The 24,995-nt window shown below is 60.8% G+C and carries 22 protein-coding genes; 11 read left to right on the top strand and 11 right to left on the bottom strand.

Annotated elements, in window-relative coordinates; genetic code table 11:
- Positions 1 to 29: 29 nt before the first annotated feature.
- Genes P2081_RS16420 through P2081_RS16405 form a run of 4 tightly spaced genes read right to left on the bottom strand, consistent with a single transcriptional unit; the run spans position 30 to position 4,443 of the window.
- Positions 30 to 341 (bottom strand): AtuA-related protein, encoded by a 312-nt coding sequence (locus P2081_RS16420; RefSeq protein ID WP_232401882.1) that lies wholly within the window; start codon positions 339 to 341, stop codon positions 30 to 32.
- Complete coding sequence (locus tag P2081_RS16415; RefSeq protein ID WP_278923942.1) at positions 328 to 1,626, bottom strand: acyclic terpene utilization AtuA family protein; 1,299 nt, start codon at positions 1,624 to 1,626, stop codon at positions 328 to 330. Before P2081_RS16415 ends, P2081_RS16420 begins: the two co-directional genes overlap by 14 nt.
- On the bottom strand, positions 1,623 to 3,482 hold the full coding sequence (locus P2081_RS16410; RefSeq protein ID WP_278923941.1) for a TRAP transporter permease: 1,860 nt from the start codon (positions 3,480 to 3,482) through the stop codon (positions 1,623 to 1,625). The genes P2081_RS16415 and P2081_RS16410 overlap by 4 nt, the downstream gene beginning before the upstream one ends.
- Position 3,483: 1 nt before the next feature.
- Positions 3,484 to 4,443, bottom strand: coding sequence for a TAXI family TRAP transporter solute-binding subunit (locus P2081_RS16405; RefSeq protein ID WP_278923940.1), 960 nt, complete (start codon positions 4,441 to 4,443; stop codon positions 3,484 to 3,486).
- A gap of 90 nt (positions 4,444 to 4,533) precedes the next feature.
- Between P2081_RS16405 and P2081_RS16400 the strand changes: the two genes are divergently transcribed.
- The 8 genes from P2081_RS16400 to P2081_RS16365 all read left to right on the top strand — a co-directional run bounded on the left by P2081_RS16400 (position 4,534) and on the right by P2081_RS16365 (position 12,123).
- Complete coding sequence (locus P2081_RS16400) at positions 4,534 to 5,478, top strand: LysR family transcriptional regulator (RefSeq protein WP_278923939.1); 945 nt, start codon at positions 4,534 to 4,536, stop codon at positions 5,476 to 5,478.
- Between the two features lie 205 nt (positions 5,479 to 5,683).
- Positions 5,684 to 6,277, top strand: a complete 594-nt coding sequence (locus tag P2081_RS16395) for a DUF6134 family protein (RefSeq protein ID WP_278923938.1) — start codon at positions 5,684 to 5,686, stop codon at positions 6,275 to 6,277.
- 13 nt (positions 6,278 to 6,290) lie between these two features.
- Positions 6,291 to 6,968 (top strand): response regulator transcription factor, encoded by a 678-nt coding sequence (locus P2081_RS16390; protein WP_278923937.1) that lies wholly within the window; start codon positions 6,291 to 6,293, stop codon positions 6,966 to 6,968.
- A complete protein-coding gene (locus tag P2081_RS16385; protein ID WP_278923936.1) occupies positions 6,965 to 8,329 on the top strand; it encodes a sensor histidine kinase in 1,365 nt (454 codons plus the stop codon). The genes P2081_RS16390 and P2081_RS16385 overlap by 4 nt, the downstream gene beginning before the upstream one ends.
- Positions 8,330 to 8,408: 79 nt before the next feature.
- Positions 8,409 to 9,017 carry a thermostable hemolysin gene (locus P2081_RS16380; RefSeq protein WP_278923935.1) on the top strand — a complete coding sequence of 203 codons (609 nt, stop codon included), beginning with the start codon at positions 8,409 to 8,411 and terminating at the stop codon, positions 9,015 to 9,017.
- On the top strand, positions 9,014 to 10,450 hold the full coding sequence (locus tag P2081_RS16375) for an AMP-binding protein (protein WP_278923934.1): 1,437 nt from the start codon (positions 9,014 to 9,016) through the stop codon (positions 10,448 to 10,450). The genes P2081_RS16380 and P2081_RS16375 overlap by 4 nt, the downstream gene beginning before the upstream one ends.
- Positions 10,447 to 11,238 carry an SDR family NAD(P)-dependent oxidoreductase gene (locus tag P2081_RS16370; RefSeq protein ID WP_278923933.1) on the top strand — a complete coding sequence of 264 codons (792 nt, stop codon included), beginning with the start codon at positions 10,447 to 10,449 and terminating at the stop codon, positions 11,236 to 11,238. The genes P2081_RS16375 and P2081_RS16370 overlap by 4 nt, the downstream gene beginning before the upstream one ends.
- Before the next feature lie 24 nt (positions 11,239 to 11,262).
- A complete protein-coding gene (locus P2081_RS16365) occupies positions 11,263 to 12,123 on the top strand; it encodes a TauD/TfdA family dioxygenase (protein WP_278923932.1) in 861 nt (286 codons plus the stop codon).
- 207 nt (positions 12,124 to 12,330) lie between these two features.
- Here the strand turns inward: P2081_RS16365 and P2081_RS16360 are convergent, their stop codons facing one another.
- From P2081_RS16360 to P2081_RS16345, 4 genes are all read right to left on the bottom strand, one after another.
- The gene (locus P2081_RS16360) at positions 12,331 to 13,605 is read right to left on the bottom strand and encodes a bifunctional folylpolyglutamate synthase/dihydrofolate synthase (protein ID WP_278923931.1); all 1,275 of its coding nucleotides are present in this window, start codon (positions 13,603 to 13,605) and stop codon (positions 12,331 to 12,333) included.
- Between the two features lie 104 nt (positions 13,606 to 13,709).
- Positions 13,710 to 14,654 carry an acetyl-CoA carboxylase, carboxyltransferase subunit beta gene (accD, locus tag P2081_RS16355; RefSeq protein WP_278923930.1) on the bottom strand — a complete coding sequence of 315 codons (945 nt, stop codon included), beginning with the start codon at positions 14,652 to 14,654 and terminating at the stop codon, positions 13,710 to 13,712.
- Between the two features lie 63 nt (positions 14,655 to 14,717).
- Complete coding sequence (locus P2081_RS16350; protein ID WP_278923929.1) at positions 14,718 to 15,608, bottom strand: CPBP family intramembrane glutamic endopeptidase; 891 nt, start codon at positions 15,606 to 15,608, stop codon at positions 14,718 to 14,720.
- 24 nt (positions 15,609 to 15,632) lie between these two features.
- Positions 15,633 to 18,809 (bottom strand): ABC transporter transmembrane domain-containing protein, encoded by a 3,177-nt coding sequence (locus P2081_RS16345; RefSeq protein WP_278923928.1) that lies wholly within the window; start codon positions 18,807 to 18,809, stop codon positions 15,633 to 15,635.
- 256 nt (positions 18,810 to 19,065) lie between these two features.
- Between P2081_RS16345 and P2081_RS16340 the strand changes: the two genes are divergently transcribed.
- The 3 genes from P2081_RS16340 (at position 19,066) to P2081_RS16330 (ending at position 21,227) form a co-directional block, all read left to right on the top strand.
- Positions 19,066 to 19,995, top strand: a complete 930-nt coding sequence (locus P2081_RS16340) for a hypothetical protein (protein ID WP_278923927.1) — start codon at positions 19,066 to 19,068, stop codon at positions 19,993 to 19,995.
- Between the two features lie 78 nt (positions 19,996 to 20,073).
- Positions 20,074 to 20,835 carry a DUF6478 family protein gene (locus P2081_RS16335; RefSeq protein WP_278923926.1) on the top strand — a complete coding sequence of 254 codons (762 nt, stop codon included), beginning with the start codon at positions 20,074 to 20,076 and terminating at the stop codon, positions 20,833 to 20,835.
- An 11-nt stretch (positions 20,836 to 20,846) separates the two neighbouring features.
- The gene (locus P2081_RS16330) at positions 20,847 to 21,227 is read left to right on the top strand and encodes a hypothetical protein (protein ID WP_278923925.1); all 381 of its coding nucleotides are present in this window, start codon (positions 20,847 to 20,849) and stop codon (positions 21,225 to 21,227) included.
- A gap of 15 nt (positions 21,228 to 21,242) precedes the next feature.
- Here P2081_RS16330 and P2081_RS16325 read toward each other — a convergent pair whose 3' ends face one another.
- The 3 genes from P2081_RS16325 to P2081_RS16315 form a co-directional block, all read right to left on the bottom strand.
- On the bottom strand, positions 21,243 to 22,307 hold the full coding sequence (locus tag P2081_RS16325; protein WP_278923924.1) for a bifunctional transcriptional activator/DNA repair enzyme AdaA: 1,065 nt from the start codon (positions 22,305 to 22,307) through the stop codon (positions 21,243 to 21,245).
- 68 nt (positions 22,308 to 22,375) lie between these two features.
- Positions 22,376 to 23,464, bottom strand: coding sequence for a ribosome small subunit-dependent GTPase A (gene rsgA / locus P2081_RS16320; protein ID WP_278923923.1), 1,089 nt, complete (start codon positions 23,462 to 23,464; stop codon positions 22,376 to 22,378).
- 189 nt (positions 23,465 to 23,653) lie between these two features.
- A complete protein-coding gene (locus P2081_RS16315; RefSeq protein WP_278923922.1) occupies positions 23,654 to 24,991 on the bottom strand; it encodes a S41 family peptidase in 1,338 nt (445 codons plus the stop codon).
- Positions 24,992 to 24,995: the final 4 nt, after the last annotated feature.

Here is a 24,995-nt window from a genome sequence, read left to right as displayed (position 1 = left end):
GTGCCCCCAGGGTGAGGGGGCGCGGGTGCTTACGCGCTGTCAGAGGTCAACGACATTTCAAGCAGCACCGAAGAGAGACATTTGCCATGCGCATCCAGTGCCAGGGATCTTGTGACCCCGCCTTTCAGGGCACCTTTAAGGACAAAATTCATGGCGCAAAGCTGCGGCAACACATAGCGTGACACTGCGCTGGTCGGCTGATTGAGATAGGCGGCGACACGTTCGGCTGAAATCTCGGCAAGCAAACGATCAAAATCCTCTGCGCGGTAGGCGATAATGGATATATTGGAGGTATCCCCTTTATCCCCGGTTCGGCCGTGCGCAAGTTCATGCAGCTTCATGGTTCACTCCCAAGATATCAGCGCGCAATTGAACACGATGCGAAGGCATCAATGTCGAGGCAATGGCGATGATTTCCCGCACTGATTTCGAAACGCCCCCCCCTGCTGCCGGGCCGCATAGGTAGAGCGATTCCACCTCTTCGCCGATCGAACGGGCGGTGGCGGCACTGGTGCAGCGCGCGGTATAGCGCAGGCGCATGTCTTCTTCGCTGCCGATCAGGTGGCCAAGGCGTTCGTCGATGTCCGATGCGGTCAGGCGCTGATCCAGAATGAACCTCGCCAGATCGGCGCGGGCGCGGGCATTGCTTCCCATGTACGAAATTTGCCCCTCGCCTTGCCAGCCATCCCGGTAGGCAACCGAAACCTTGAGCTGCCCGGTCGGGGGCTGGCCCGTTGCACCGCGTACCGCCACGCGATCCTTGCCAACGGCTTCGAAGGTCACTTTCGAGAAATCCGCCACGACATCCGGCTGCAGATAGCGCGCCGGATCATGGATTTCATAAAGCAGCTGTTCAGTACAGGTGGCCGGGGTGACAATCCCGCCGGTATTCGCAAGCTTGGTTACAACTGCGTTGCCATCTGCTGTTACCTCGGCCAAGGGAAAGCCGATATTGGCAAGGTCTGGTACATCCTTGACGCCCGGATCCGCAAAATACCCGCCGGTAATCTGCGCCGAACATTCAAGCAGGTGGCCAATCAATGTACCGCGCCCAAGCTTTTGGTAATCGTCCATCGCCCAGCCAAAGTGATGCACCAAAGGCGCCAGGAACAGTGCAGGATCAGACGCACGCCCGCATATAACAATGTCAGCCCCCTGCTCCAGCGCCGCGACAATGCCGGAAATGCCGATATAGGCATTTGCCGAAACCATGCGTTGCCCCAGCGCCGAGGCGGGTTGCTTGGTTTCGTCAAGGATGAAATCTGCGATCTGATCAGAGACATCGTCCCCCGTCACCATCGCAACTTTCAGTGACAGCCCAAGATCGGCCACAATGGCGCGCGCTTTTTTCGCTGCGGCGCCCGGATTGGCCGCACCCATGTTCGTGATAATCTTGGTGCCGTGTCTTGCACAGCCCGGCAGGGTTGCGCGCAGGCGACGTTCAAGCAGCGGATCATAGCCCGCGTCAGGATCGTCAAGCCGCGCCTTTTGCGCCAGTGCGATGGTGCGTTCGGCCAGACATTCAAAGACCAGAACATCCAGCGCCCCGCGATTTGCAAGATCGGCGGCCGGTTCGATCCGGTCCCCTTGAAATCCCGCGCCACAGCCAATTCTGAAGGGTTTCATGCCAAGACCTCCTTGTGCCTTTGGCCCAGCCTGCGGGCGCCGAAATATACGGCAAGGGCAATGACAGGGGTGATTGGATGGGGCCAGATTGCCAGGGCAATCACAACAAGAAGCAAAGCCGTATCGATCAGCCGGTTTCCGACAAGCGGCGATCCTGTCAGCAGCGTCGGCACCGCAAGCACCAGCACTGCCCCCGCCAGGATCGCTTCCGCTATCGCGGTCGGGCCGCCTTGAAACAACATGCCCGGAAAGAGCAGCAGCAGGAAGGGCACAAGATAGGTCACCGCGCCAAGGCGCACAGCGTGCCCCGCAGCCGGGAGCCAGTTGGTGTTTGCGATGCCAGCCCCAACAAAGACTGCCACACAGACAGGGGGCGTGATGACGGAAATCGTGGCGAAATAGAACACAAAGAGATGGGCCGCCAAGGGGTCAACACCCACGGCTGTCATGGCGGGTGCCAGCACGGCTGCAACCAGAACATAGGCGGCGGTGGTCGGCAGGCCCATGCCCATGATCAGGCAGACAAAACCCACGATTACCGCAACCATCGGCACGCTGTCGCCCGCCATCGACACGATCAGGGATGACAGGGTCACGCCGATGCCCGTCAGGTTGATCATCGACACCAGCACCTGCGCACCCGCCAAGAGCACGCCGATGATGACCATGCCTTTTCCGGCGTCTTCCAACCCGTTGATGACCTTGCCGATCATCGCACGCGGGGACAGGCGGCCCGCTTCGGTTGCAATGAATGCGATCAACAGCCCAATGACACCATAAAACGCGGCGGTGGCAATCGACCGGCCAAGCCAGATACCAATGCCAAGCCCACCCAGCGCACAAAGGATCGGTGCCACGCGACGCGGCGACAGGATGGTGGCCCAGGCAGGCAGCTCGTCTTCGGGCACAACCGCAAGGCCACGGCGCAGGGCGACAAAATGCACGGTAACAAAGACCGAGGCATAGAACAGGACAGCCGGAATGATCGCCCCAAGTATAATTGTGGTGTAGGGAAGGCCCAGAATTTCCGCCATGACGAAGGCCGCAGCCCCCATGATTGGCGGCGCGATCTGCCCCCCTGTCGACGCCACGGCCTCTACTGCGGCTGCGAAGGGCCGCGGATAGCCAAGCCGGATCATCATCGGAATGGTAAAGTTGCCCGTGGTCGCGACATTTGCCACCGCCGAGCCAGAGATCATCCCGAACAGGCCACTTGCAATGGTTGCGATCTTGGCCGCCCCACCGGGCTGACGGCCGCCAAGGCGCATGGCAAGATCCATGAAGGCCTGCCCACCCCCGGTATGCAGCAAAAGCGCCCCGAACAGGACGAAGGCGGCGATGACCGTTGCTGCCACCCCCGTCAACATGCCCCAGATCCCAAGATCCCCAAGAAAGATCGTCTCGGTCACAAAGGCCGTATCAAAACCGCGATGACGCAGGGCACCAGGCAGCAAATTGCCAAACAGAGCATAGCCCAGCCCCACCAGAACGAGGACCGGAAAGATCAGTCCCACGGTGCGCCGCCCAAGCTCCAGCACCGCCAGCACAAGCCCTGCAGTCAGCGCTTTGTCTATGGTTGTGGCCCAGGGCAGCGAGGTCATTATTTCGTCGTAGTTCCAAACGACATAACCACAAGCGATCAGCACAAGGCTGCAAAGCGCAAGATCAATTGCCACACCAATCGGACGCCAGCGGGTACCAGCGCCCAACGGGTAAAGCGCGAAACCCAAAGAGGACACCAACGCGAGGAAAAGCGCGCGCTGGATCAGCCCTTCGAACGGACCGCTTGCCGCTGTGTAGAAAACGAAGGCTCCTACCAATATGGCAAGCCCTTTTTGAATATTCGCAAGGGTCATATCACTTGGCCATCAACTTGGCAGGAATCTCCATGCCCTGTTCTTCGAACCAGCGCGCGGCCCCCGGATGCAACGGTACCGTGCCATAATCCAAAGTCATCTGGGCCAGGTTCGCCCCCGCAAGCGCAGCCATGGCATTGGCCTGTGCGGTCTTGTCGGCCATGATGACAGAAACAATCTGATAAGCCGTTTCGTCGTCCATTGATGCAGGCGCAGCGACCCCAACCCCAAAGGCCCAGGTGCTATACGCAGGGATACCATCAGCAGCGCCTGCTGGAATATCCACGACGGAAATATCCGGCATATCTGCCCGCAGGGTTTCAGCCTGTTCCGGGCTCAAGCCAAGAACCGAAATATCTGTCGAAACTGCGATATCCATGGTGGACCCGTCAAGCTTTGGACCCGAACCCGATTTGACATAGCCCACAAGGCGGTTGTCCTTGATTGCGCCGACAATATCGGTTGTCGAGCCGCGCACGTAATCGGCGCTGAGATCAAGCGCTTTGAACACGGCTTCGGTTGTCGCTTCGGTCGATCCGCCCTTGATGCCAGGGTTGAACCGCTTTCCTGCCAGCCCCTCCAGGTTATCGACATCAGCATCGGCGCGAACGACGACGTTTTGCGGCGCGTTGGTGTACACCCACAGCAGGCGCAGATCTTGCGCATTGCCTTCAAAGGCGTTGGTGCCCGATACGGCGTGCTGCACGGCATTTGTCGTCACCAGGCCAAGGTCAATCTGTCCGCGACCCATGCGGCGGATGTTGTCCAGCGTCGCGCCTGTTTCAACCACAGAGGCTTTCAGCCCTTCGGTGTTTTCATTGATCAGTTGGCCTACTGCAACAAAATATCCGTAGTGGCTCGACGATGCCGAGGTAGAGCCGATCAGCAGGTCAGTTTCCTGCGCGGCCAGTGGCGATGCCAGCAAAGTTGCGCCAAAAAGCGCGGCGATTGTGTGTTTCATGAGTTCCTCCCGTGGATGCCCTATGGGGGCCAGGCGATCATGCAATGAATTACCTGTTGCGAAAATGGCTGATTCTGGAATAATTGATGCATGAAACGCAACAATATGTCTTTGTCTGACTACACTGCGGTGCTGACACTGCAAGAAACCGGATCCTTCCGCGCCGCCGCCGAGACGCTTCGCATATCGCCATCTGCGCTCTCTCGCCACATTTCGGCGCTTGAGGATCAGCTCGGCACCCGCCTTTTTGACCGGGATACCCGCAATGTCAGGCTGACCACCAGCGGCGCTGTGCTTGCCCGTATCGCAGCGCGTATGGTTCACACCGCCCAGGATGCCTATGCGGAATTCGACGCGCACCTTTCGGCGCGGCATGGGCAGCTGACCATTGCCGGGCTGCCCTCTGTCACGGCGGCCTTTTTGCCCCAGGTCCTGCGCCGTTTTACATCGAAGTATCCGGACATCGACCTGAAAATCATCGATGCGCTATCTGAAAGCGTGATCGAGGTTATTGAAACCGGGCGCGCAGAAATCGGCTTTACTGCGGGAACGCTGTCAACACGGTCTCGGCTCGCGTTTCAGCCAGTGATGGATGATGCCTTTGTTGCGATTGGGGCACCCGATGGGCCGCTTGCGGAAGACCGGACATACGATTGGTCGGAACTGGTAGAGATGCCGTTCATCGCAATGGCACAGGGCACATCCGTACGTGAATTGCTGGACAGCGCCTGCCTTCGATTGAACCGGCCGCTGTCGCCGCGGTTTGAGGTCGCGCATCTTGCAACGGCCGGTGCATTGGTGGCCGAGGGGTTGGGCATTACGGCGCTGCCGGAATTGACACTACCGATTTTGCCGACCGAACGCCTTGTCCAGCGATCCATCATCGGTTTCGGGGCCCGGCGGCGGATCGGACTGGTGCGTCAAACCGGTCGATCCCTCTCACCGGCAGCCAGTGCATTTCTAGAGGTCTTGTTGGAAACGCCTGTCAACACCAAGCCATTGCCTGTCGGCGGTTCGGACAAAGGGACCGACTGAACAGATCATATCCGGGTCTTTTCCCCACGGGCACAACGGCGGCCGGGATTTTGACCGCTGCGTTGCAGTCAGAGGTTGAATGCGCCACAGCCGCTCTGCCCGTTTCACGGCACAGCGGCATGTTCAGGGGGTGATCGTTTGTAAGTCTCTTGTAAGGCTCGCCTTCCATTGAAGCGCAAATCGCAGCACAACAATGGAGTTTGATATGCGTCTTCTTGCACTGGTCGCCGGGATTGCCGTCGCCTTGGCCGCACCTGTTCACGCCCTCTCGGTCCCCTCAAATGGAAAACTGGCCTTTGACGTCATGCGCAAAGGCAAGGATATTGGCGATCACAGCTACAGTTTTTCTGGTGGCGGCGGCGCACTGACTGTGAAGGTGGCGACGGACATTGTGGTAAAGGTGCCTTTGATCAGAACCACCGCCTATAGCTTCAAACACACCAGTGTAGAGAGGTGGAAAAGCGGCAAGTTGCAGGAACTGAGTTCAGCAACAAATGATGATGGCGCGCCTCACAGCTTGCAAACTGCGAACAAGGGGGCTTTGCCCGCCAGCCTTTGGAACGATGATATCCTGCGCAGCAGCAAGCTGATGAACACCATTGATGGCAAGATCATGACGGTACGTGTCGCCGATCTGGGCGCAGACACCGTAGAAACCAAAGCGGGGAGTGTCCCGGCACATCACTACCGCGTGTCCGGCGATCTGGCGCGTGACCTTTGGTATGACGCTGACGGCATCCTTGCACAGGTCGCGTTCAAGGCGGATGATGGGTCAACGGTTATATACATTCGGAAATAGGGCGATCTAATAAATGCGGCTTCTATATATCGAAGACAACGACAAACTGGCGCTCAACACGAGCGCCAGTTTGCGTGATGCAGGTTTCGTCGTCGACCTGGTCCACACAGCAGACGATGCCCTGCATGCAGCCAGGAGCTTTGACTATGACGCGGTTATTCTGGACCTCGGCTTGCCGGACCGCGATGGCCTGGAATTGCTGCCACAGATCAAACAGATCAATCCGCAATTGCCTGTGATCATCTGCACCGCGCGGGATGCATTGGAGGATCGCATCAAGGGGCTGAATACAGGCTCTGACGACTATCTGGTCAAACCCTTTGCGGTTGCCGAACTTATCGCGCGCATTAGCGCCGTGCTGCGTCGCCCCGGTGGGGCGCTTGGGGTGACCCTGACATGTGGGAACGTGACCTTTGAAACCGCAGATCGGTCACTGGCGATTGCGGGCACGACCTGCGCCTTCTCCAGACGCGAGCTTGCATTGCTGGAGCTGTTCCTGCGCCGCTCCGATAGGGTCATCACCAAAGACGCCATTGAAAACGCGCTTTATGGTTTTGATGATGCGGCGACGCCCAATGCAATTGAGGTCCTGACCCACCGGGTCCGCAAAAAGCTGGCCGAAAAGGGGGCCTCTATCGAAATCAACAATCTGCGTGGCATCGGCTACGTCCTCAAGGAACGTCTGGCATGAGCCTGTGGGCGTTTCTATTCGGGCCACAAAGATCGTTGAAACGCGGGCTGCTGCTGAACATCATGGCGGCGTTGATCCTGTGTTTGCTCCTCGCCGGTTTGGTACTGATCAAAGAGTTCAAAGAACACCTCGAAGAGAACCTCCGGGAGGCAATGATCGAAGAAGCCAGGGAGGTCATCGGCCAGATCGACCCAACCAGCGCAAGTTTTGGGCTGAACCCCGACGCCTTGCGGTTTAGGGGGATCAACGGGAACTTTCGCTATACTGTCTTTACCGGAGATGGCAGCCCCGTTGTCGGGGCAGAAGCATCGGATAGAATCTGGCAGCAACTCGCAGCACTGGAACTGGGCAAACCGCGCGCGGTCACGTTACCGGGTGAACGCGTCGGCCTGGGTCTGCGGGCGATCATCATGGAACAGGACATATTTGTTCTGGTCTCGACCTATCCCAAGGGAAACAACGAGACCCAATTTTCCAAACTGCTGCACGAAATCGAAGAAGAGATCTGGTGGGGTGCCCTTGGCGTCCTGATGGTGATTACGGCAGCCTTGTTGGCAACCCGCAGATCACTGGCGCCGCTGCGCGCCCTGTCAGAACAGGCACGCGAGATTGGTCCGCTTGCCGCCAGCCGCCGACTTGATGCCTACCGGCTGCCCGCTGAATTTGTTCCACTGGTCGCAGATGTAAACAAGGCCTTTGACCGCCTGGAACAGGGATACAAGGCGCAGCGGGATTTCTCGTCGAATGTAGCACATGAAATCCGCACACCGATTGCAGTGCTCAGGTCCAGCATTGACCGGATCGAGGACGCGGCACTCAAACAAACATTGTCACAGGACGCAGACCAGATCGACCGAATCTTCAGTCAGCTGATTGATCTGGCGCGGGCCGATTCCGCCCCTCTGACCGGTTTTGGAACTGTGGATTTGCACACCGTTGCCGTCGAAACCGCAAAGAACTATGTGCAGGATGCCCTGCGCGCGGGGCGCAGTTTGTCCGTCACCGGTGCCGAACAGGCAGAGGTCGTCGGCAACGCCGGCCTCTTGGCCATTGCGCTTGGCAATCTCATCGCGAATGCCCTGCACTACACGGCTGTACACAGCGAAGTGGAAATAGAGATCTTGTCAAACCCGGCCGGCTGGCGGGTCCTGGACCGGGGACCGGGCGTGCCGGACCCGCTAAAAACAGCCCTGTTTGAGCGGTTCAACCGTGGCATCCAACCCCATGCGACAGAGAGCGGATCGGGAATAGGGCTGGCCATCGTCAAATCCGTGGCAGACTGCCATAACGCAACGGTCAGCATTGCAGACCGTACGGGCGGCGGCAGTGTTTTCTCCTTTATCTTTAATTCTGATCCCTAGGCTCTTGCTGTAAGTCTCATGTAAGTCAGGCGCGCGATGCTGCCTCAACACGTCAAAACAAGGCACGTTGAGGTCGCAAATGAAAATCGAGTTTCTGAGTGGTGATTGCCCCGAGCGCGCGGCAATCCAAGATCACATCACGAATATTTACTGGAACGCCTTTGGCGCAAGAGTTCGCGAATTTGCACCGCTCTTGGTTGCGGCAAAGCGCATGGATGGCGAAATTCTATGCGCTGCGGGTATTCGTACCGCACGGGACGGGTTCTTTTCCGATGCATATCTAGCGTCGGATTTTTCAACATCCTTGAAAAGCGCCGCAAGCATCCATGTGCCTGCCGACCAGATCATGGAAGTCGTCTCTCTCGCATCCACAACACCGTTTCCAATTCTGCCAATGCTGGACAGAATGATCCGCTGGGGGCGCGACAATGGCATGACCTGTGGTGTCTTCACGGCCACCACGCCGCTGCGCCGTTTGTTGCGCAGAACCGGGCTTGGATATGTTGAACTGGCACAGGCACGGGCTTGCATGGTGGACAATCCGCTGGATTGGGGCAGCTATTATGACACCGATCCAAGAGTATGCGCATTTAGTGAGGTGTTGTCTCAGCCGGTTGTGCTGTCCCCGCGCGCACGCGCCGTGTCAGCCGTGCCAGCCGTGCAAATCGCGGCAGAGGCCGCGCGATGAAACAAGTCTTTGATGCGTTACATCACCACGCGGCCACCCGCCCGCAAGAGATTGCTTTTGAAGACGACGCAGGCCGTATCAGCTGGCAAGACCTCGCCACCCGAGTGGAACATCTGGCCCGCGATCTAGAGACCATCGACAGCAGTGTGGCGATAGGTCTGGCTGGCGGTATCGACTATGTGGTGGCCGATCTTGCAGCGACGCTTTGTGGCAAACGACAGGTCCCTTTGCCGTTCTTTTTCAGTGCTGACCAAAACGCGCATATCCTGATGGATGCCAAGGTCGGCACCGTTATCACAACCTCCCCTGACCTTTTTGCCGCCCTGCCGCATCTCAAGATCGTAGACGCGTCGACCACCCCATCGGAACCGCTGGAGCTTCGGCCTTATACGGGCGGGGCAGAGCGGGTCATTTACACCTCCGGCTCTTCCGGCACGCCCAAGGGCGTCGTGCTGGGCGACCGCCAGTTGGGTGCCTCTATCACTGCGCTCAGTCGCGTCATCGCCGCCACTGCGACGGATACGCATCTTTCCCTCCTCCCCCTGGCCCAGCTGCTGGAACAAATCTGCGGGATCTTCCTGCCCATCGTCGCCGGTGCCAAAACCGTGTTCCGGCATGCGGCGACCAGATCCCTCTTCGGCGCGCCGATTGCCCCCCTGGTCGCAGCCTTTGACGACATCCGCCCCACCACAAGCCTTTTGGCCCCCGCGCTTCTGGGCCGGTGGGTCACGGCCCTGGCTGACCGCCACGCCCCCGACAGCCTGCGTTTCGTCGCCGTGGGCGGGGCTGCCTGCGCACCTGATCTGATCAACAAGGCCCTGGCCGCAGGCATCCCGGTTCACGAAGGCTACGGGCTATCGGAATGCTGTGCCGTCGTGGCCATGAACACCCCTGGCGACAATCACCCCGGAACGGTAGGGCCCGTATTAAAGGGGCTCAACGTGAGCTTGGACAACGGTGAAATCGTTGTCTCTGGCCCCACGGTCATGGCGGGCTATCTCAACGGTGCCGCTGCGCCGGACCTGTGGCGCACAGGCGATCTGGGCCATTTTGATGGGGAACGACTGGTCATAGATGGACGCAAGGACGCCCTTTTGATTACCGGCGAGGGGCGCAACATATCGCCTGAATGGATTGAACAGCGCATCAACGCCGATCCGCGTATCGTCAGCTCCGGGCTGGGATTGCGCAGGTCAGACGATGCCCTGGTCTTGATCGTGGTGGCTGCGGCCCCGATCGAGCTGGCGCAGATTGATAGCTACCTCAGGGACCTGCCGCCCTATGCGCGCCCAAGTGACGTCATCATCACCGATCCGTGCGAACCGCAGCTGCTTTTCCCGGCAGGAACGCCAAACCGGTCTGTCGTTGCAGAAATCATCAATTCCCGCAGTGCCCTTGCCCTGCCCAATCCCGCAGGAAGGATCGCATCATGACGCGTGCAAATACTGTTCTCATTACCGGTGCAGGCAGCGGCATTGGCCGGGCACTGGCCATTCAGGCCGCGACCAAAGGCTTTGCGCTGATCCTTGCTGGCCGCACATCCGCAACATTGGACCAGACCAAGCTCGCCTGTGGCGATGCCGATGTACGCTGCATCCCGGCGGATGTAACCACGGCAAAGGGACGCGCCGCGCTGGTTCAGGCGACAAAGGGCGGGCTGGACATTCTGATCAACAATGCAGGTGTGCTTAGCGTTGGCCACATCGCCGATATGGCCGACACAGACCTTGAGCGGATGACCACGACCAACCTTGTGGCACCGATGGCCCTGACCCGCGATCTGCTGCCCGCCCTGCACCACAGCAAAGGCCGCATTGTCAACATCGGTTCTGTTTTTGGTGACATCGCCTATCCCTTCTTTGCCGGCTACTCGGCCACGAAATTCGGCCTGCGCGGGTTTTCGGACGCGCTACGGCGAGAGCTGTCAGGCACCGGCGTTGGCCTGACCTATATTGCGCCGCGCGCCACCCGAACCGCCGCAGAAGGCGCATTCAGCGCATTGATCGAACCGCTGGACATGACGCTCGACTCTGCCGAAACGGTCGCCGCGCAGGCATGGGATGCCATCCTGAAAGGCAAACGCGAAAGTTTCCCAAAAGGCAAGGAAAGCATCTTTGTCAAAGTGCAGCGCGTGTTGCCCGCTTTGGTTGATAGATCGGTCGGCGCGCAGGCCCGCGATCCCAAAACGCTGGCGGCGCTTGAGCCGCTGCAACGTCCGTAACCTACAAAATCCACAGGATTCCCCATGACCTATAATATTATCCGTGCCGCCGAAGCTGGCGAAACCTCTGTCACGCCCGCCATCCTTGCGCAGATCAAGGGCCATTTGCAGTCGGACGGCTGGACCCTGCTGCGCGGTTTTCCCATGGATATGGCCACGTTCAGCGCCGTCACCTCGCAGCTGTGCAAGACTATCACCTTTGATCCTGCGCGCGAAAATTCAGACAAGAACACGCAAAAGGTAGACGCAGGTCTGGGCCCCATTGGCCTGCATATCGAAAACGGCAACACACCCGTTTGCCCGGACATGGTTGCCTTCTACAGCGCTCGGGCCGCTTTTGAGGGATCCCAGACCACAATTTGCGACGGTCGCCGTGTTTTTGACGCGTTTTCGGATGCGCAGCAGCGGCGCTGGTCACAGCGCATGATGGTCACCCGTACATTGCCTGAAACCTTGTGGAAACGGTATCTTGCAAACGAACACCCCGCCATCAGCGCCCCCGAAGAGGTCACGCATGAACATATCCTGCAGTTCAAATCAGCGATCCCGGATCAGGATTTCACGCTCAATAACGACGGATCGCTGGAGTACCGCATCAAGGTCTCGCCGGTGCGGGCCTCTGCCTTGTCGGGGGGACAGGCCTTTGCCAACGCGATTCTTGGCCCGTCGCATAACTATGAGCCCCCCGTCTACACACTGGACGACGGCAGCACCGTTGCGAAGGATGAAATCGAAGAACTGGGCGAGATCGCCGAGACCTGCACTGTCGAGATCAACTGGCAGGACGGCGATGTCGCCATTATCGACAATACCCGTGTCATGCACGGCCGCCGCGCGATCAAAGATCAAGAGCGGCAATTGTTCATCGGCATGGGCAGGCTATGAGGGGCTTTCAGGCCCCATGAATTTGCGATGTTCTGGTTTCGCTGCCAGGCTCGACCAGCCTGCCCCTCGGCCTGGAACTGCGCGCCCCGGTTGCGATTGGAACACAGGCGCAACCAAGCCCTGCCCTTGCGGCCAGTGCGCCCAGCCGTTGAGCGGGCAAAAAAGTGGATATTTAGGGCCAAATGAAGCAGGGGCAGAGTATTTCGTTCAGCCGTTTTCGCGCAGGATATGGCCCGCAAGGTAAAGAGAACCGCAAATCAGCACCCGCGCCTGCGGGGCCTGGTGCAGGATCTGCGCCAGGGCGGCGGCGGTGTTTTCTGCGCAGTTGGCGGGCAGGCCAACCGACACGGCGGCGGCCTGGGTTTCGCTGGCCGTCAGTGTGTTGACCTCATCCGGGATGGAGACCGCCGTCAGGCTCTCGGCCTGGATTGCCAGCGGGGCCAGATATCCGGTCACATCCTTGGTGTTGAGCATGCCGCAGATCAGGTGGGTCGGTCGTTTGGGCAAGGCTGCGAGGGCCTCTGCCAGGGCGCTACCGGCGGCAGCGTTATGACCGCCGTCCAGCCAGAGTTCGGCCTGCCCGGCCGCCGCAACCAGCGGGCCGGTTTTCAACCGCTGCATCCGGGCCGGCCATTCCGCCTGAAGCATGGCCGCTTCGCAGGCGGTTTCATCAGCACCCAGGTGGCGCAGCGCCGCCAGGGCCGCGCCTGCGTTCTGCACCTGATGTGCGCCCAGAAGCGCGGGCATTGGCAGATCCAGCAGGCCGCGCTCATCCTGATACACCAGGCGGCCGCGTTCTTCACTGACATGCCACTGCTGTCCAAAGGCCAGGACCGGCGCGCCAAGCTGCGCCGCCCTGGCTTCGATGACCTCCAGGGCCTCTTCGGGTTGTGGGCCCACCACCACCGGCACGCCGCGCTTGATGATGCCAGCCTTCTCAAAGGCGATCTTGGCCAGGGTATTGCCCAGGAACTGTTCATGGTCGATCGAGATCGGCGTGATCACCGTGAGTTCTGGCTTGGCGATGACATTGGTGGCATCCAGCCGCCCGCCAAGGCCGACCTCCAGCAGGGTATAATCCGCCGGGGTGCGGGCAAAGGCGAGCAGCCCGGCCACGGTGGTGATTTCAAAATAGGTGATGCTTTCCCCGCCGTTGGTGGCGTAACACTCATCAAGAATTTCGCTGAGATGCGGTTCGGATATCAGCTCTCCGGCCAGGCGGATGCGTTCATGGAACCGCGCCAGATGCGGCGAGGTATAGGCGTGGACAGATTTCCCCCAGCCTTCAAGCCCGGCGCGAATCATCGCCTGGGTTGACCCCTTGCCATTGGTTCCCGCCAGGTGGATCACCGGCGGCAGGCTGTCCTGCGGGTTGTCCAGCCGCGCCAGCAGCTGCCAGACCCGATCCAGCGTCAGATCGATAATCTTTGGATGCAGCGCCAGCATGCGGGCGAGGATGACGTCGGATTTGGGCTGGGACATGAAGCATACTCAACTGGCAGCGGGTCAACAAAGACAGGGATCAGATAAACGACAAACGGCCCACCCTGGTAAAAGGCGGGCCGCATCACAATAGCCTAGCGCATTCAGCCGTCCGATGGGGCGGGTGGAGCGGCATCCGGGACCTCAAGAGCGGCGGTTTCGCCTTCGCTCGGGGCGGGCAGATCCCCCACCACCTGTGGTGGCAGCCCCATCAGCATGCGGATGATGGTGATCAGTTCATCGCGCATCTCGGTACGCGGGATCACCCGGTCCAGCATGCCGTGGTCCAGCAGGTATTCCGCCCGTTGAAAGCCCTCGGGCAGTTTTTCGCGGATGGTCTGTTCGATCACCCGCGGCCCGGCAAAGCAGATCAGCGCATTGGGTTCGGAAATATGCACATCGCCCAACATCGCATAGGATGCCGTCACGCCGCCGGTGGTGGGGTGGGTCAGCACAACGATATAGGGCAGGTTCGCCTCTTTCAGCATCTGCACCGCAACGGTGGTACGCGGCATCTGCATCAGCGACAGGATGCCTTCCTGCATGCGGGCTCCCCCAGCGGCTGCAAAGAGCACCAGCGGGCGGCCAAGCTTCACGGCCTCTTCGGCGGCGGCGATAATCGCATTGCCGACATACATCCCCATGGAGCCGGCCATAAAGGAAAAGTCCTGCGCTGCGGCGATGATCGGCGTGCGGCCAATTTCACCCGCCGCGACCAGCATGGCCTCTTTTTCATCGGTCTTTTTCTGCGCCGCCTTCATGCGGTCGGGATATTTTTTCTGATCCCGGAATTTCAGCGGATCCGCAATCGGTTCCGGCACCGAGACCTCGGTGAAGACACCGCCATCAAACAGCGCGGCGAAACGATCACGCGGCGTGATATGCATGTGGTGACCGCAGTTGGTGCAGACGTTTTGATTGTCGCTCAGTTCGCGGTGAAACAGCATGGTGCCGCATTCACTGCATTTGTGCCAAAGGTTCTCAGGCACTTCGCGGCGCGAAAAGATCGAATTGATCCTTGGGCGAACGTAATTGGTGATCCAGTTCATATCATGCCTCTATCGGGGGGCCGGTTTGGCATCCCAGATAAGGTGCATTGACGCGAATTGCAATCAGCGCCGTATCGCCAACCGCGCCACCAGCCAGGCCACCAGCATCGTCGCGCAGTCCACCATCAGCCAGGGCCGCAACCCTGCCACATCCGACAGATCATAGGGCAGCAGGTAAAGCCCCAGCCCGTTCAGGCTGCTGGGCGATGCCACAACCAGCAAGGCAACGATATTGTTAAAGAAATGCACCGCAATGGCTGGGCCAAGCGTGCCTGCCCGCGCGGTCAGGTCTGCCGTGACCAAGCCAAAGCCCATGGCCCACAGACACAAGAGCCACGCATTGTCGCCGGCCTCTTGCGGCATGTAATGGGCCAGCCCAAACAGCGCCGAGGGCAGCAGCAGCCAGATCAGCGGGTTTTGAAATCGCGCCGCCAGCGCCTGTTGCAAATAGCCACGAAACACCACCTCTTCGGCGCTGACCTGCACCAGAACCGCCAAAAGCGACAGTGGCAGCAGCCCCAGCCAGAGCGACAGCGCGAGATTGGGCACCAGCGGCGCGCCAAAATCATAAGGCGGCAGCACCAGAACGATGCCAAAGACAATCAGCAACCGCAAAAAGACCCGGGTAAACTGATGCAGCAGAGGCGCCAACGGCCCGACCAGGCTGACAAAAGAGCGCCCCTGCAACAGCCGCGCCGCGACGCCGGCACCCAGCGCCATAAAGCCAAAGGTTACCAGCACCAGCAGCATTGCCGCAGGCGTGCTGCCCTGTACCACCGCCGCCAGATCCGCCGCAGAGCTCAGCTGCAGAACCAGCAAGAAGGCCCCAAGGTTCAACGCGTAGCTGACCCCTGCAATGATGCCAAGCCCGGCCAGTATCCGCCAGATATGGGATTTCGCCCGCCCCGGTGCCACCAGGGTTTCATGCGCCTGATAAGCGGATTCTGCATTCATATTACATGGCCCTCTGTCTGGGTCTCATCTGTCCGGCGCATCACAAGATCCGGGCTCATCCGCGCCAGACACACCAGAGCCCGAAACGGGAAAGACTGCAACCTCCAGCGGCTCTGCCACCGGAAACCCGGCAAGCCGCACCTGTTTTGCTAGGCCCACCAAATGTCCCGCGACCGTCTCCAGCAACTGGGTAGCGACCTTGGCATCGCTCTCGATCACCGCGCGATATTCCTCGGCGCCGATGCGCAGAAACAGGCAGTCGACCACGGCGCGCAGGTCCATTTCGCGCGGTTGCTGCAAGATCACTGCCAGATCGCCAATCAAGCGGCCCGGCTCGATCACGGTCACCGGCACCGCGCCGATCCCCCCATCACCGCCCGAGGTCTCGGGCCAGAACAGCTCTGCCCGCCCCTCCAGACAGAGATAGACGGCATCGCCGCTTTCGCCTTGGGCAAACACCAGCTCCCCCTGTGCCACCCGGTGCCACTGGGCGGAAAAGGCCAGTAGGCGCTGGTTGCGGGTGTCCAGCTGCGCAAACAGATCGGCGCGGGCAATCACCTCGGCTTTTTGCCGGAAATCCTCTGCCGCCATCCCCTCGGGGCTGGGATCCATCCGCCGTTCAACCCCGTCGATACGGCCATCGCGGATCTCGACAAACAGATCATAGCGCTCTGGGTGGCGGAATTCGTCCTCCATGAAGATCATGGTGCTGGCGGGCAGCAGATCGCGCAGCCGGTCGCGGGTGCGCAGGCGGCTGGCGGAATCATGGCTGGCCAGGGCCCGATCCAGGATCAGGATGTCGGGGCGTTTGATTGCCGCACGGGTAAAGGCTGCACGCTCGCGGAACATCGGATCCAACAACGACCCGCCCAGCCCAGAGGGAAGATCGTAAAGGATCAGGGCCAGCCGTTTGTTCAGCCCCTGTTCGGTCATCACCTCGCTCACCAGGGCTTCGACCTGATGCGCCTTGTTGCCGGCATGGCGCGAGATTTTACCATAGAGCGCGTTTTCCAGCACCGAGAGGCGCGGCACATAGGCCGCCGGATCCAGCGCAACAAACAGCCCGCCAGAACGCGCCCGCAAGGCCGCACCGATGGTGGCGCGAATGTTCAGAATGCGCGCCTTGAACCCATTTGGAAAACCGGGGCCTATCTGCTCGGCCGAGAGCAAGAACGGAATGGTCATCAAACTGGCCCGCGCCGCTTCGCTAAGCCCTTCGGCGGGCACCGGCGACTGGCTTTGCAGGGCAGTATGTTCCTCTACGGCGCTGCACAGGCGGGCATAAAGCGCTTCATCCATGCCAAGCCGTTGGAACAGCGGGTGGTCATAGTTGTCGCGGCCAAAGGTCTTGACCAGGATCTCTGCCACGCCAAGACCAATGCCCAGGGTCTCGGTTTCCAGATGTTGGTCCTGGATCACCTGATAAAACAGCCGCCCAGGTGCCAGCAGCTCTTCCGGGGGGATGTCTCGTCGGGGGGCGGCAAACAGGATATTGACGGCCAGGGGCACCGCCGGATGAAAGCTGTCAGGATCAAAGTGATGCACCACATCGTCCAGCCCCGCCGCCAGCAGCCGCTGCTTGATCAGTGGCCGCAGCGCCACGATCTGTTGTTCCAGCGCCGGATGGCTGCCGATCTGAAACTGCGTCTTCAGGGTGCGGCGGAACAGCTCTTGATCGACGCCCATGGCCTCTATCAGCTGGAACCACCAGTCGCGCAGATCGCCTTCAGACCCCAGCCCGGCCAGCGCCGGATTGACCCAATCCGCCTCAAGCGGGTCGGCGCTATTGCCTGCGCGCCCTGCCTCGGCGATCTGGCGCTGGGTCCGCACCGAAGGGCGTGGCAACTGCGGGGTCGCCCGCAGCGGCATCAGCACATTATCCCCCAGCGAGCCGTCAAACAGATAGGGCTGCGAATAGGCATAGCCAACCCGCGCCGCAATCACCCCCTGATGCAGCGCCTCCAGCCGGTGCCCGCCCAGCAGAATAGAGCCCCGCGTCGGCAGCACATCGCGGGTCAGCAACTGGGCAAAGGCCCGGCGCTCAGCGTCACTGCTGGCCTGCACCGCCACCCGCGCGCCTTCGGGAATGGTGAGGGAAAGATCTTCCAGCACCATATTGCCATCGCCATCGCGCAGCGACACATTGCGAAACACCACATCGCCGCGCAGATGCGGCAGATCCTCGGGCATGCCCTCGATCAGGGCCGCATCGATCATACCCTTGGGGGCAAAGCGTTCGGTCATGATCGACCAGCGCAGCCCCATGTCCTGCACCTGATTGTAGTAGGTCAACAGCTCTTTCCAGGGGGCTGACAGATCCTTGTAGGCCGCCAGTCCCGCCACCAACGCGCCAACGGTGATTTCACCGCGGATCGCCAGAACCCCACCAGCGGAATAAAACACAAAAGGTGTCATATGGCCGATCAGGTTATTGAGGAACTTCATGAAGTATTTCTTGTTGTAAATCCGGCGGCGGATTTCAAACAAACGCCCCAGCCGATCCGAGATCTGCGCCAGACGAAACCGCCAGCCGCCATTGCCCCGCAGATCGGAGATCCCGGCGGCGGTTTCCCCGATTTCGGCGGCCAGGGCGCGCACCTCCTGGATGCGCTCTTTGTTCAGCAGGTTAATCTGGCGCTGCAATAGCGGGATCAGCCAGGCCTGCAATGGGATCAGCGCGATCGACACCAGCCCGAACCAGACGCTCTGCATGAACAAGAAGACCACGATGGTCAGCATCTGCCCCGCCTGAAACACCGGCTGCGCCAGCGCATCGCCCATCAAGCCGCCCATGGGTTCGCTTTCCGAGGTGATCATCGACACCAGTTCCCCCTGGCTGGTGGTGCGGAAATAGGGCTTGGGAAAGCGGATCATCCGGCTGATCAGACTATAGCGCAGCCGCCGCAGCAACCGTTCCGCCACCACGCCCTTGGCGGTGTTCAGCCGCATCTTCAGCACCCCGGCCACCACAACTGCCGCCAGAAAGCCACAGCACAGCACCAGCAGATAGCCGACCTGGCTCATCTCATGTCCCCAGACCATGACAATGGGTTCCGGCGCGCCGATGGCATCGTTGATGATCCGCTTGGGCAGTTCCAAGGCGGCATAGAGAAAGGGAAAGATCAGCAGCGTCAGCGCCAGAAGCCCCAATTGCTGCCGCTTGGAATAGCGCCAGATAAACAAAAACAGCGTTGATGGCATAGCCGGTCCTTGTGGCATAAAAGCTGCACGGTAGGGTCTTGCACTGGCCACCAGCTTGCCCCGTGCAGCAGAAACTGAGTCACTGTGTCAAAACCTGGCCTGGGTATGCACCATATTGGACAAAAGCAAGGTGATCTAGGTCACGCTTCTGTTCACTTGCGCTGCCGAAAGGGTGGAATTATTGCACCTCCCAGAACAACAGACCCCAGTTCCGGGGCAACAAGGGCTGGCCCGCGTGGCCAGAAGACCAACACAGATGAATGCAATCACGCGACACCGGCCCCCGGAACTGCACACCGGGCTGAATGGGCGCTGGAGACTGTGGCGGACCGCGCAGCGGCGCGCCCCTGGCGGGAGAGCGGCACGCCTTGCCGCCCTTGCCCTTATCGGTGCTCTGTCGGCCTGCGGACCACTGCCAGAAACCGGGTTTTCCTTTGCCGCCCCCAGCACAGGATTTGGCCAGACTTCGCCGCAGGGGGCTGCGCCGGGACAGACGAAAACACAGGTCCGCCTGGCCAAAGGTGCCGTCACCCTGGTGGCCCCCAGGGGACACTGCATTGACCAGGCGACGCTGCGCCAAGATCCCGATGGCGGCTTTGCCCTGCTGCCGCGCTGCAATCTGTTGCAGGGTCCTAGCCTGTTTGGTCGTCACCGCGCCGCCGTGATCACGGCCACCCTGGGCAAGACCAGCCAGAGCGCGCCGCCCTCAACCGCCGAACTGGCCCGCTCTGCCGCGGGGGCGCAGATGTTGTCTTACAATGACAAAGGCCTGTTGCCGCTGATCAAACTGCGCTGGCCCGGCCATGGCGCGATGGGTGTGTCCGCCGCAAGCGCCGATCATTGGCGTGGTGCCTTTGTGATCGGGGATCAGCTGGTGGTGCTGGCGCTTTATGCACCCGAAGGCAGCCCGCTGCTTGGGCGAAACGGCGCGGATCTGTTGACCGAGATGGCCCGGCGCAGCCTCGCCGCCAGCCAGGCAGGGCCAGCCACGGCCGCTCCCGGTGCAACCGCGCCTGCCGCAGCCCCGCAGACGGCATCAGGCCTGCGCCCCAGGGCGCGCCCGACCGCCGCCGCCAGCCCGGCAGCGCAAGAGCCGCCGCAGAAACACCGCCAGCAACAATCAATGCGGCAAAAAATTGCAGGTTTATTTCACCCCGCTGCCCCGGCTAGATTGACAGTGGACTGACAGGCCAGAACAAAGATCCCGATCTGGGGACAGGCACCCGCACAGGCTGGCGGGCAATCAAAGGTAGCGACAGGCGATATGGGCGGTTTATTGAACAGGGTGTTTCACCGGCTGGCGCTGCGCCGCTGGCGGCGCGAAGTGGCGCAGGCCGCAACCATGGCGCTGCCGCAGCTGCGCCAGCAGCGCAATCAGGCGCGCGCCCTGCATGGCCAGCTGGACCGGCTGATCCATATCGCAGACGGACGCCTGGCCTTGCCGCAGATCGGAACTTCCGCCTTTCCCCGCCCGCATGGCACCGATTGGTCCTGGCGACCAGAGCTCTGGCGCGGGCCGCTGCCTACTCCGGGGCTGTCTTCGGTGCCGTCGAAATCCAGGCTCAGCGATGAGGTCAGCCTGTTCCATGATTGCAGCATTTCCGAACTGACCCTGCGCCAGCTACGCAACAGCCGCGAAGAAGATCTGGCACCTTTTGGCCTGCGCATGGATGTGTTCAAGTTTGACGGCTCTTTCCTGTCGCTGGTGGTGGATCTGCCGCCCGAAGCCTGTACCAACCTTGCCCGGCACCACCTGATCCGCGTCGACACGATCCTGGAGAGCGAAAAGCCGCTGGAGATCTTTGCCCGGCTGAACATTCGCCATGGGCCCAATACCGAACAGCTGGTGCGCGAATTGCCCCTGGGTGAAAAAAACGTCACCGTCGAATATGACCTCGCCTATTCCACCCTGAACGAAAAGCGCATCGAGCGGATCTGGCTGGATCTTATCTTTGAAGCGCCGGACATGAACCAGGTGATACTCCGCGATCTGACCTTTGCGCGCTATCGTCGCGCCAATATCTGAGGCCCCGAAAGATGAGCAAGCTCACCGTTACCAAGATCCGCTTTCGCAATGGCACCTGGGAAGGCGTGATCACCGGCGCCAACGACACTGGCCTGCCGCCCGATATCCAGGTCCTGTTTCAGGATCGCCCGCTCGACGGGGTGGTGATCAGCGAAGGCAGTACCGATGCTGAATGGAACCTGCACATCACCATTCCGGCAACGGCCATTGCCGATGGGGTGCAGACCTTTGTCATCGCCGAAGGCGGCAGCGGCGGGCAGAAGCTGGACAGCTTTTCCCTGATCGCAGGCGAGGCAGCCGTGGATGATATGCGCGCCGAAATCGAGCTGCTGCGCGCCGAGCTTGACATGCTGAAACGGGCCTTTCGCCGCCACTGTCTGGAAACCACCTAGGCACAACAGGGCCGGTCAGGCCATCAGGCGGCTGCGAAATCCGGTCTCTATCTCGATCAGACGCTGTTTGCGCCACAGCCCACCGCCATAGCCGGTCAGGCTGCCATCTGCCGCCAACACCCGATGACAGGGGATCACCACGGCAATCTGGTTGCTGCCATTGGCCCGCGCCACCGCCCGTGTCGCGCTGGCGCGCCCCAGATCGCGGGCGATCTGCGAATAGCTGCGGGTCTCGCCCGCGGGGATCTGCAACAGATGGCGCCAGACCTCTTGTTCAAAGGCCGTGCCATGCAGCGCCAGCGGCGTCTGAAACCGGGCGACCTCTCCGGCGAAATAGCGCGCCAGCTCTGCCGCGATCTGCTGGGTTGGCGGTGGGCGACCAAAGCCAACGCCACCGGGCTGCGCCTTTTGCAGCCGGATCATTTCACGCGGCAGCGCCTTGCGGTCGGCAAATTCCAGCAAATGCAGCCGGTGCGGACAACTGATGGCGATCATCGCCCCCAGCGGCGTGTCGATCCAATCCGCCAGCAGCAATGCATCACGGCGAAACGCCCCCGGCGCCATCCCCACCAACCGGGCAAAGGCAGCACGAAAGGCCGAAGGGCTGTCAAAGCCCGCATCAATCTGCGCCGCAATCACCGGCGCCCCGGCAGAAAGCGCGGTAAAGCCTTCCCGCAGCCGACGCTGCCGGGCCATTTCCAGAAAGGTCATGCCGAAATGGCGCTTGAAGGCCCGCCGCACGGTAGAGGGATCATGCCCCAATGCCACCAGATCCCCCTCGCGCCAGCGATGGGTCGGGCGTGCCTCCAGCGCGTCGATCAGGGGTTGCACCAACGGGTCATCACCGGCGGCAGCCTTCAGCGGCTTGCAGCGTTTGCAAGCGCGAAACCCCGCCTCGATACAGGCACCGGGGCTGGCAAAGAACTGACAGTTTTCAAACTTGGGGTTCCGCGCCGGGCAGGTCAGGCGACAAAAAATCCCGGTAGAAGACACGCCCACATAGGCGCGCCCTTCATAGGCGGGATCGCGGGCACAAAGCGCTGTATAGAGCGTCTGGGAATCAGGCAGGTCAAACATCATGGGGCCAGCCTAGCCAATCCCGGCAAGGCGTGGCGCCGATTTCCGGGCGTTAATGTCAAAAACACCCCCTAGCGGCGTGACTTCTTGTTGCGTTTCTGAACCGCGCGAATGGTTTTGTGCAGCGCCTTGTCGCTGCCCTTGCGCTCTGCCAGCGAGGCGGTGTTGAACAAATCCTCTGCCGCCAGCTTGTTCCAGCGTTCCAGTCGCGCCTGGGTGATGGTGCCCTCTGCCAAGGCGGCGGTCAGGGCGCAGCCCGGCTCGCTTTGATGTTTGCAATTGCGAAATTTGCACTGGCTGGCCAGTTCCGTCAGATCCTCAAACAGATCGGCAATGCCGCTTTCGGCCTCGGCCATCTGCAATTCACGCATGCCGGGCGTATCCATCACCGCGCAGCCATTGGGCAGAAACCGCATGTGGCGGTGCCGGGTGGTGTGGCGGCCACGCGCGTCATCTTCGCGGATCGCGGCGGTCTCGGCCGTTTCCTTGCCAAACAGCGCGTTGACTAGGGTTGATTTCCCCACCCCGGAGGACCCAAGAAACACCAGCGTTTCGCCAGGTTTACACCAGGGGGCCAGTTGCGCCTTGGCCTCTGCGCTCTTGGCGTTCAGCAGCACCACAGGCACCCGCTCCGAGATGGCTTCTGCCTGGGTCACATAGGGCGTCGGGTCGTCGCAGAGGTCCGGCTTGGTCAGCAGGATCACCGGGTCTACGCCCGCGCCAAAGGCAAGCGCCAGATAGCGTTCCAGCCGGGCCAGATTGAAATCCGGATTACACGAGGAAACAATGAAGCTCGTGTCAGTATTGGCAGCAATCAGCTGCAGGCTGCGATCATGGCCCGGCGCGCGGCGCTTGAACAGGCTCTTGCGCTCCAGCACCCGGCTAGAGGTCGGCAGCACCCGATCCAGCAACACCCAGTCGCCCACGGTGGCGGCCAGCTTGGGCGGCACCAGCTGATCAATGCCATCCCCCCGCACCCGCAGCCCACTGCGATGGGCCTCGACAACGCGCGCCGGCGGGGTTGCCTGCAGATCCTCATCCACCACCTGATCCGCAAAAAACGGCTGCCAGCCCAGCTTTTCCAGCGGGCTCAGCCCTGTGGCAGAGGCGGCTGGGGTGGCACCGGCTGGTGCGTCAATCGGATCGTCGGTTGGTGTCATAGGCACGGGCTTTCAAGGGGGGCCGCACAGGGCGGTGCGCTCTTGGTCATAGACCAAAACCGGGGCAAAGTCTCTGTTTCAGCGCAACAGGGCAGAAAAGACCGCCCCCGTGAGGGGCGGCCTTGGGTGTTGCGCAGTGCAAATTCAGGGAGTTCCCCCCTGAACAGGTGATGAAAAACACCTTGGCAGTTATGGCTTTGGTCCCAGGGCGACAAGCCCTTTGAGGATGTCGATGGCATAGGCCAGCTGATAGTCCTGCTCGCGCAATTCCGCCGCCTTTTCCGCCTTGGCACGATCTGCCTTGATCTGGCGAATTTCATCCTCGGTCAGGCTGTCATTGTTGAGACTGCCGCGCAGATCCACCTCGCTACGAGACCGGCGCGCCAGGCTTTCTTCCTCGTCCTCGGGTTCGGCCGAGCGACGGGGCTGCTGCACCACGATGTCAGGTGACACGCCCAGGGCCTGAATGGAACGGCCCGACGGCGTGTAGTAGCGCGCAGTGGTCAGACGCATGGCGCCATCGCCGCGCAGTGGCATCACCGTCTGCACCGAGCCTTTGCCAAAGCTCTTGGTACCAACAACGATAGCGCGCCGATGATCCTGCAGCGCACCGGCGACAATTTCAGAGGCCGAGGCAGAGCCACCATTGATCAGCACCACGATGGGTTTGCCATTCGACAAATCACCGGGCACCGCGTTAAAGCGTTCACCGTCTTCCGGGTCACGACCACGGGTAGAGACAATCTCGCCACTGTCGAGGAAGCTGTCAGCAACGCTGATTGCTTCGGTCAACAGCCCGCCGGGGTTGTTGCGCAGATCCAGCACGATGCCGTTGACATTATCCATGCCGCCGGCCGCTTCGACCTGCTCTTGCAAACCGGCCTCAAGATTGGGGGTGGTCTGGTCGTTGAAGGTGGTGATGCGCAGCACCACGGTGTCGCCTTCGGTACGGGCCCGCACGGCTGTCAGCTTGATGGTGTCGCGGATGATCGAAACATCGAAGGGCTCGCCTTCGCCTTCGCGCACCACGGTGATGATGATTTCAGATCCGACAGGGCCGCGCATCAGATCGACGGCTTCGTCCAGGCCCAGGCCCAGCACGCTTTCGCCATCCACATGGGTGATGAAATCGCCCGCTTCCATACCGGCCTCGTCTGCCGGGGTGCCATCAATCGGGGAGACAACTTTGACAAAGCCCTCTTCCTGGGTCACCTCGATGCCAAGGCCGCCAAATTCGCCACGGGTCTGCACCCGCATACTGGCGGCATCCTCTGGCGACAGATAGCTGGAATGCGGATCCAGTGAGGACAGCATGCCGCCAATCGCCGCCTCGATCAGCTCTTTCTCATCGACTTCTTCGACATATTGCGCGCGAATACGCTCAAAAATGTCACCAAACAGATCCAGCTGTTCATAGACCGTCGCCTCGCGGCTTGCCTCCTGCGCCAGCAGGGGCCCGGCCACATAGGTTGTTGCAACGATCCCGGCCAGTGTACCGCCAAGAGCCGCCATGACAAATTTTTTCATGAAA

Source organism: Pseudophaeobacter profundi, from assembly GCF_029697505.1.
GTDB lineage: Bacteria > Pseudomonadota > Alphaproteobacteria > Rhodobacterales > Rhodobacteraceae > Pseudophaeobacter > Pseudophaeobacter profundi.
Note: the sequence above shows the minus strand (reverse complement) of the source record. Positions and strands in the feature narration are given on the sequence as shown.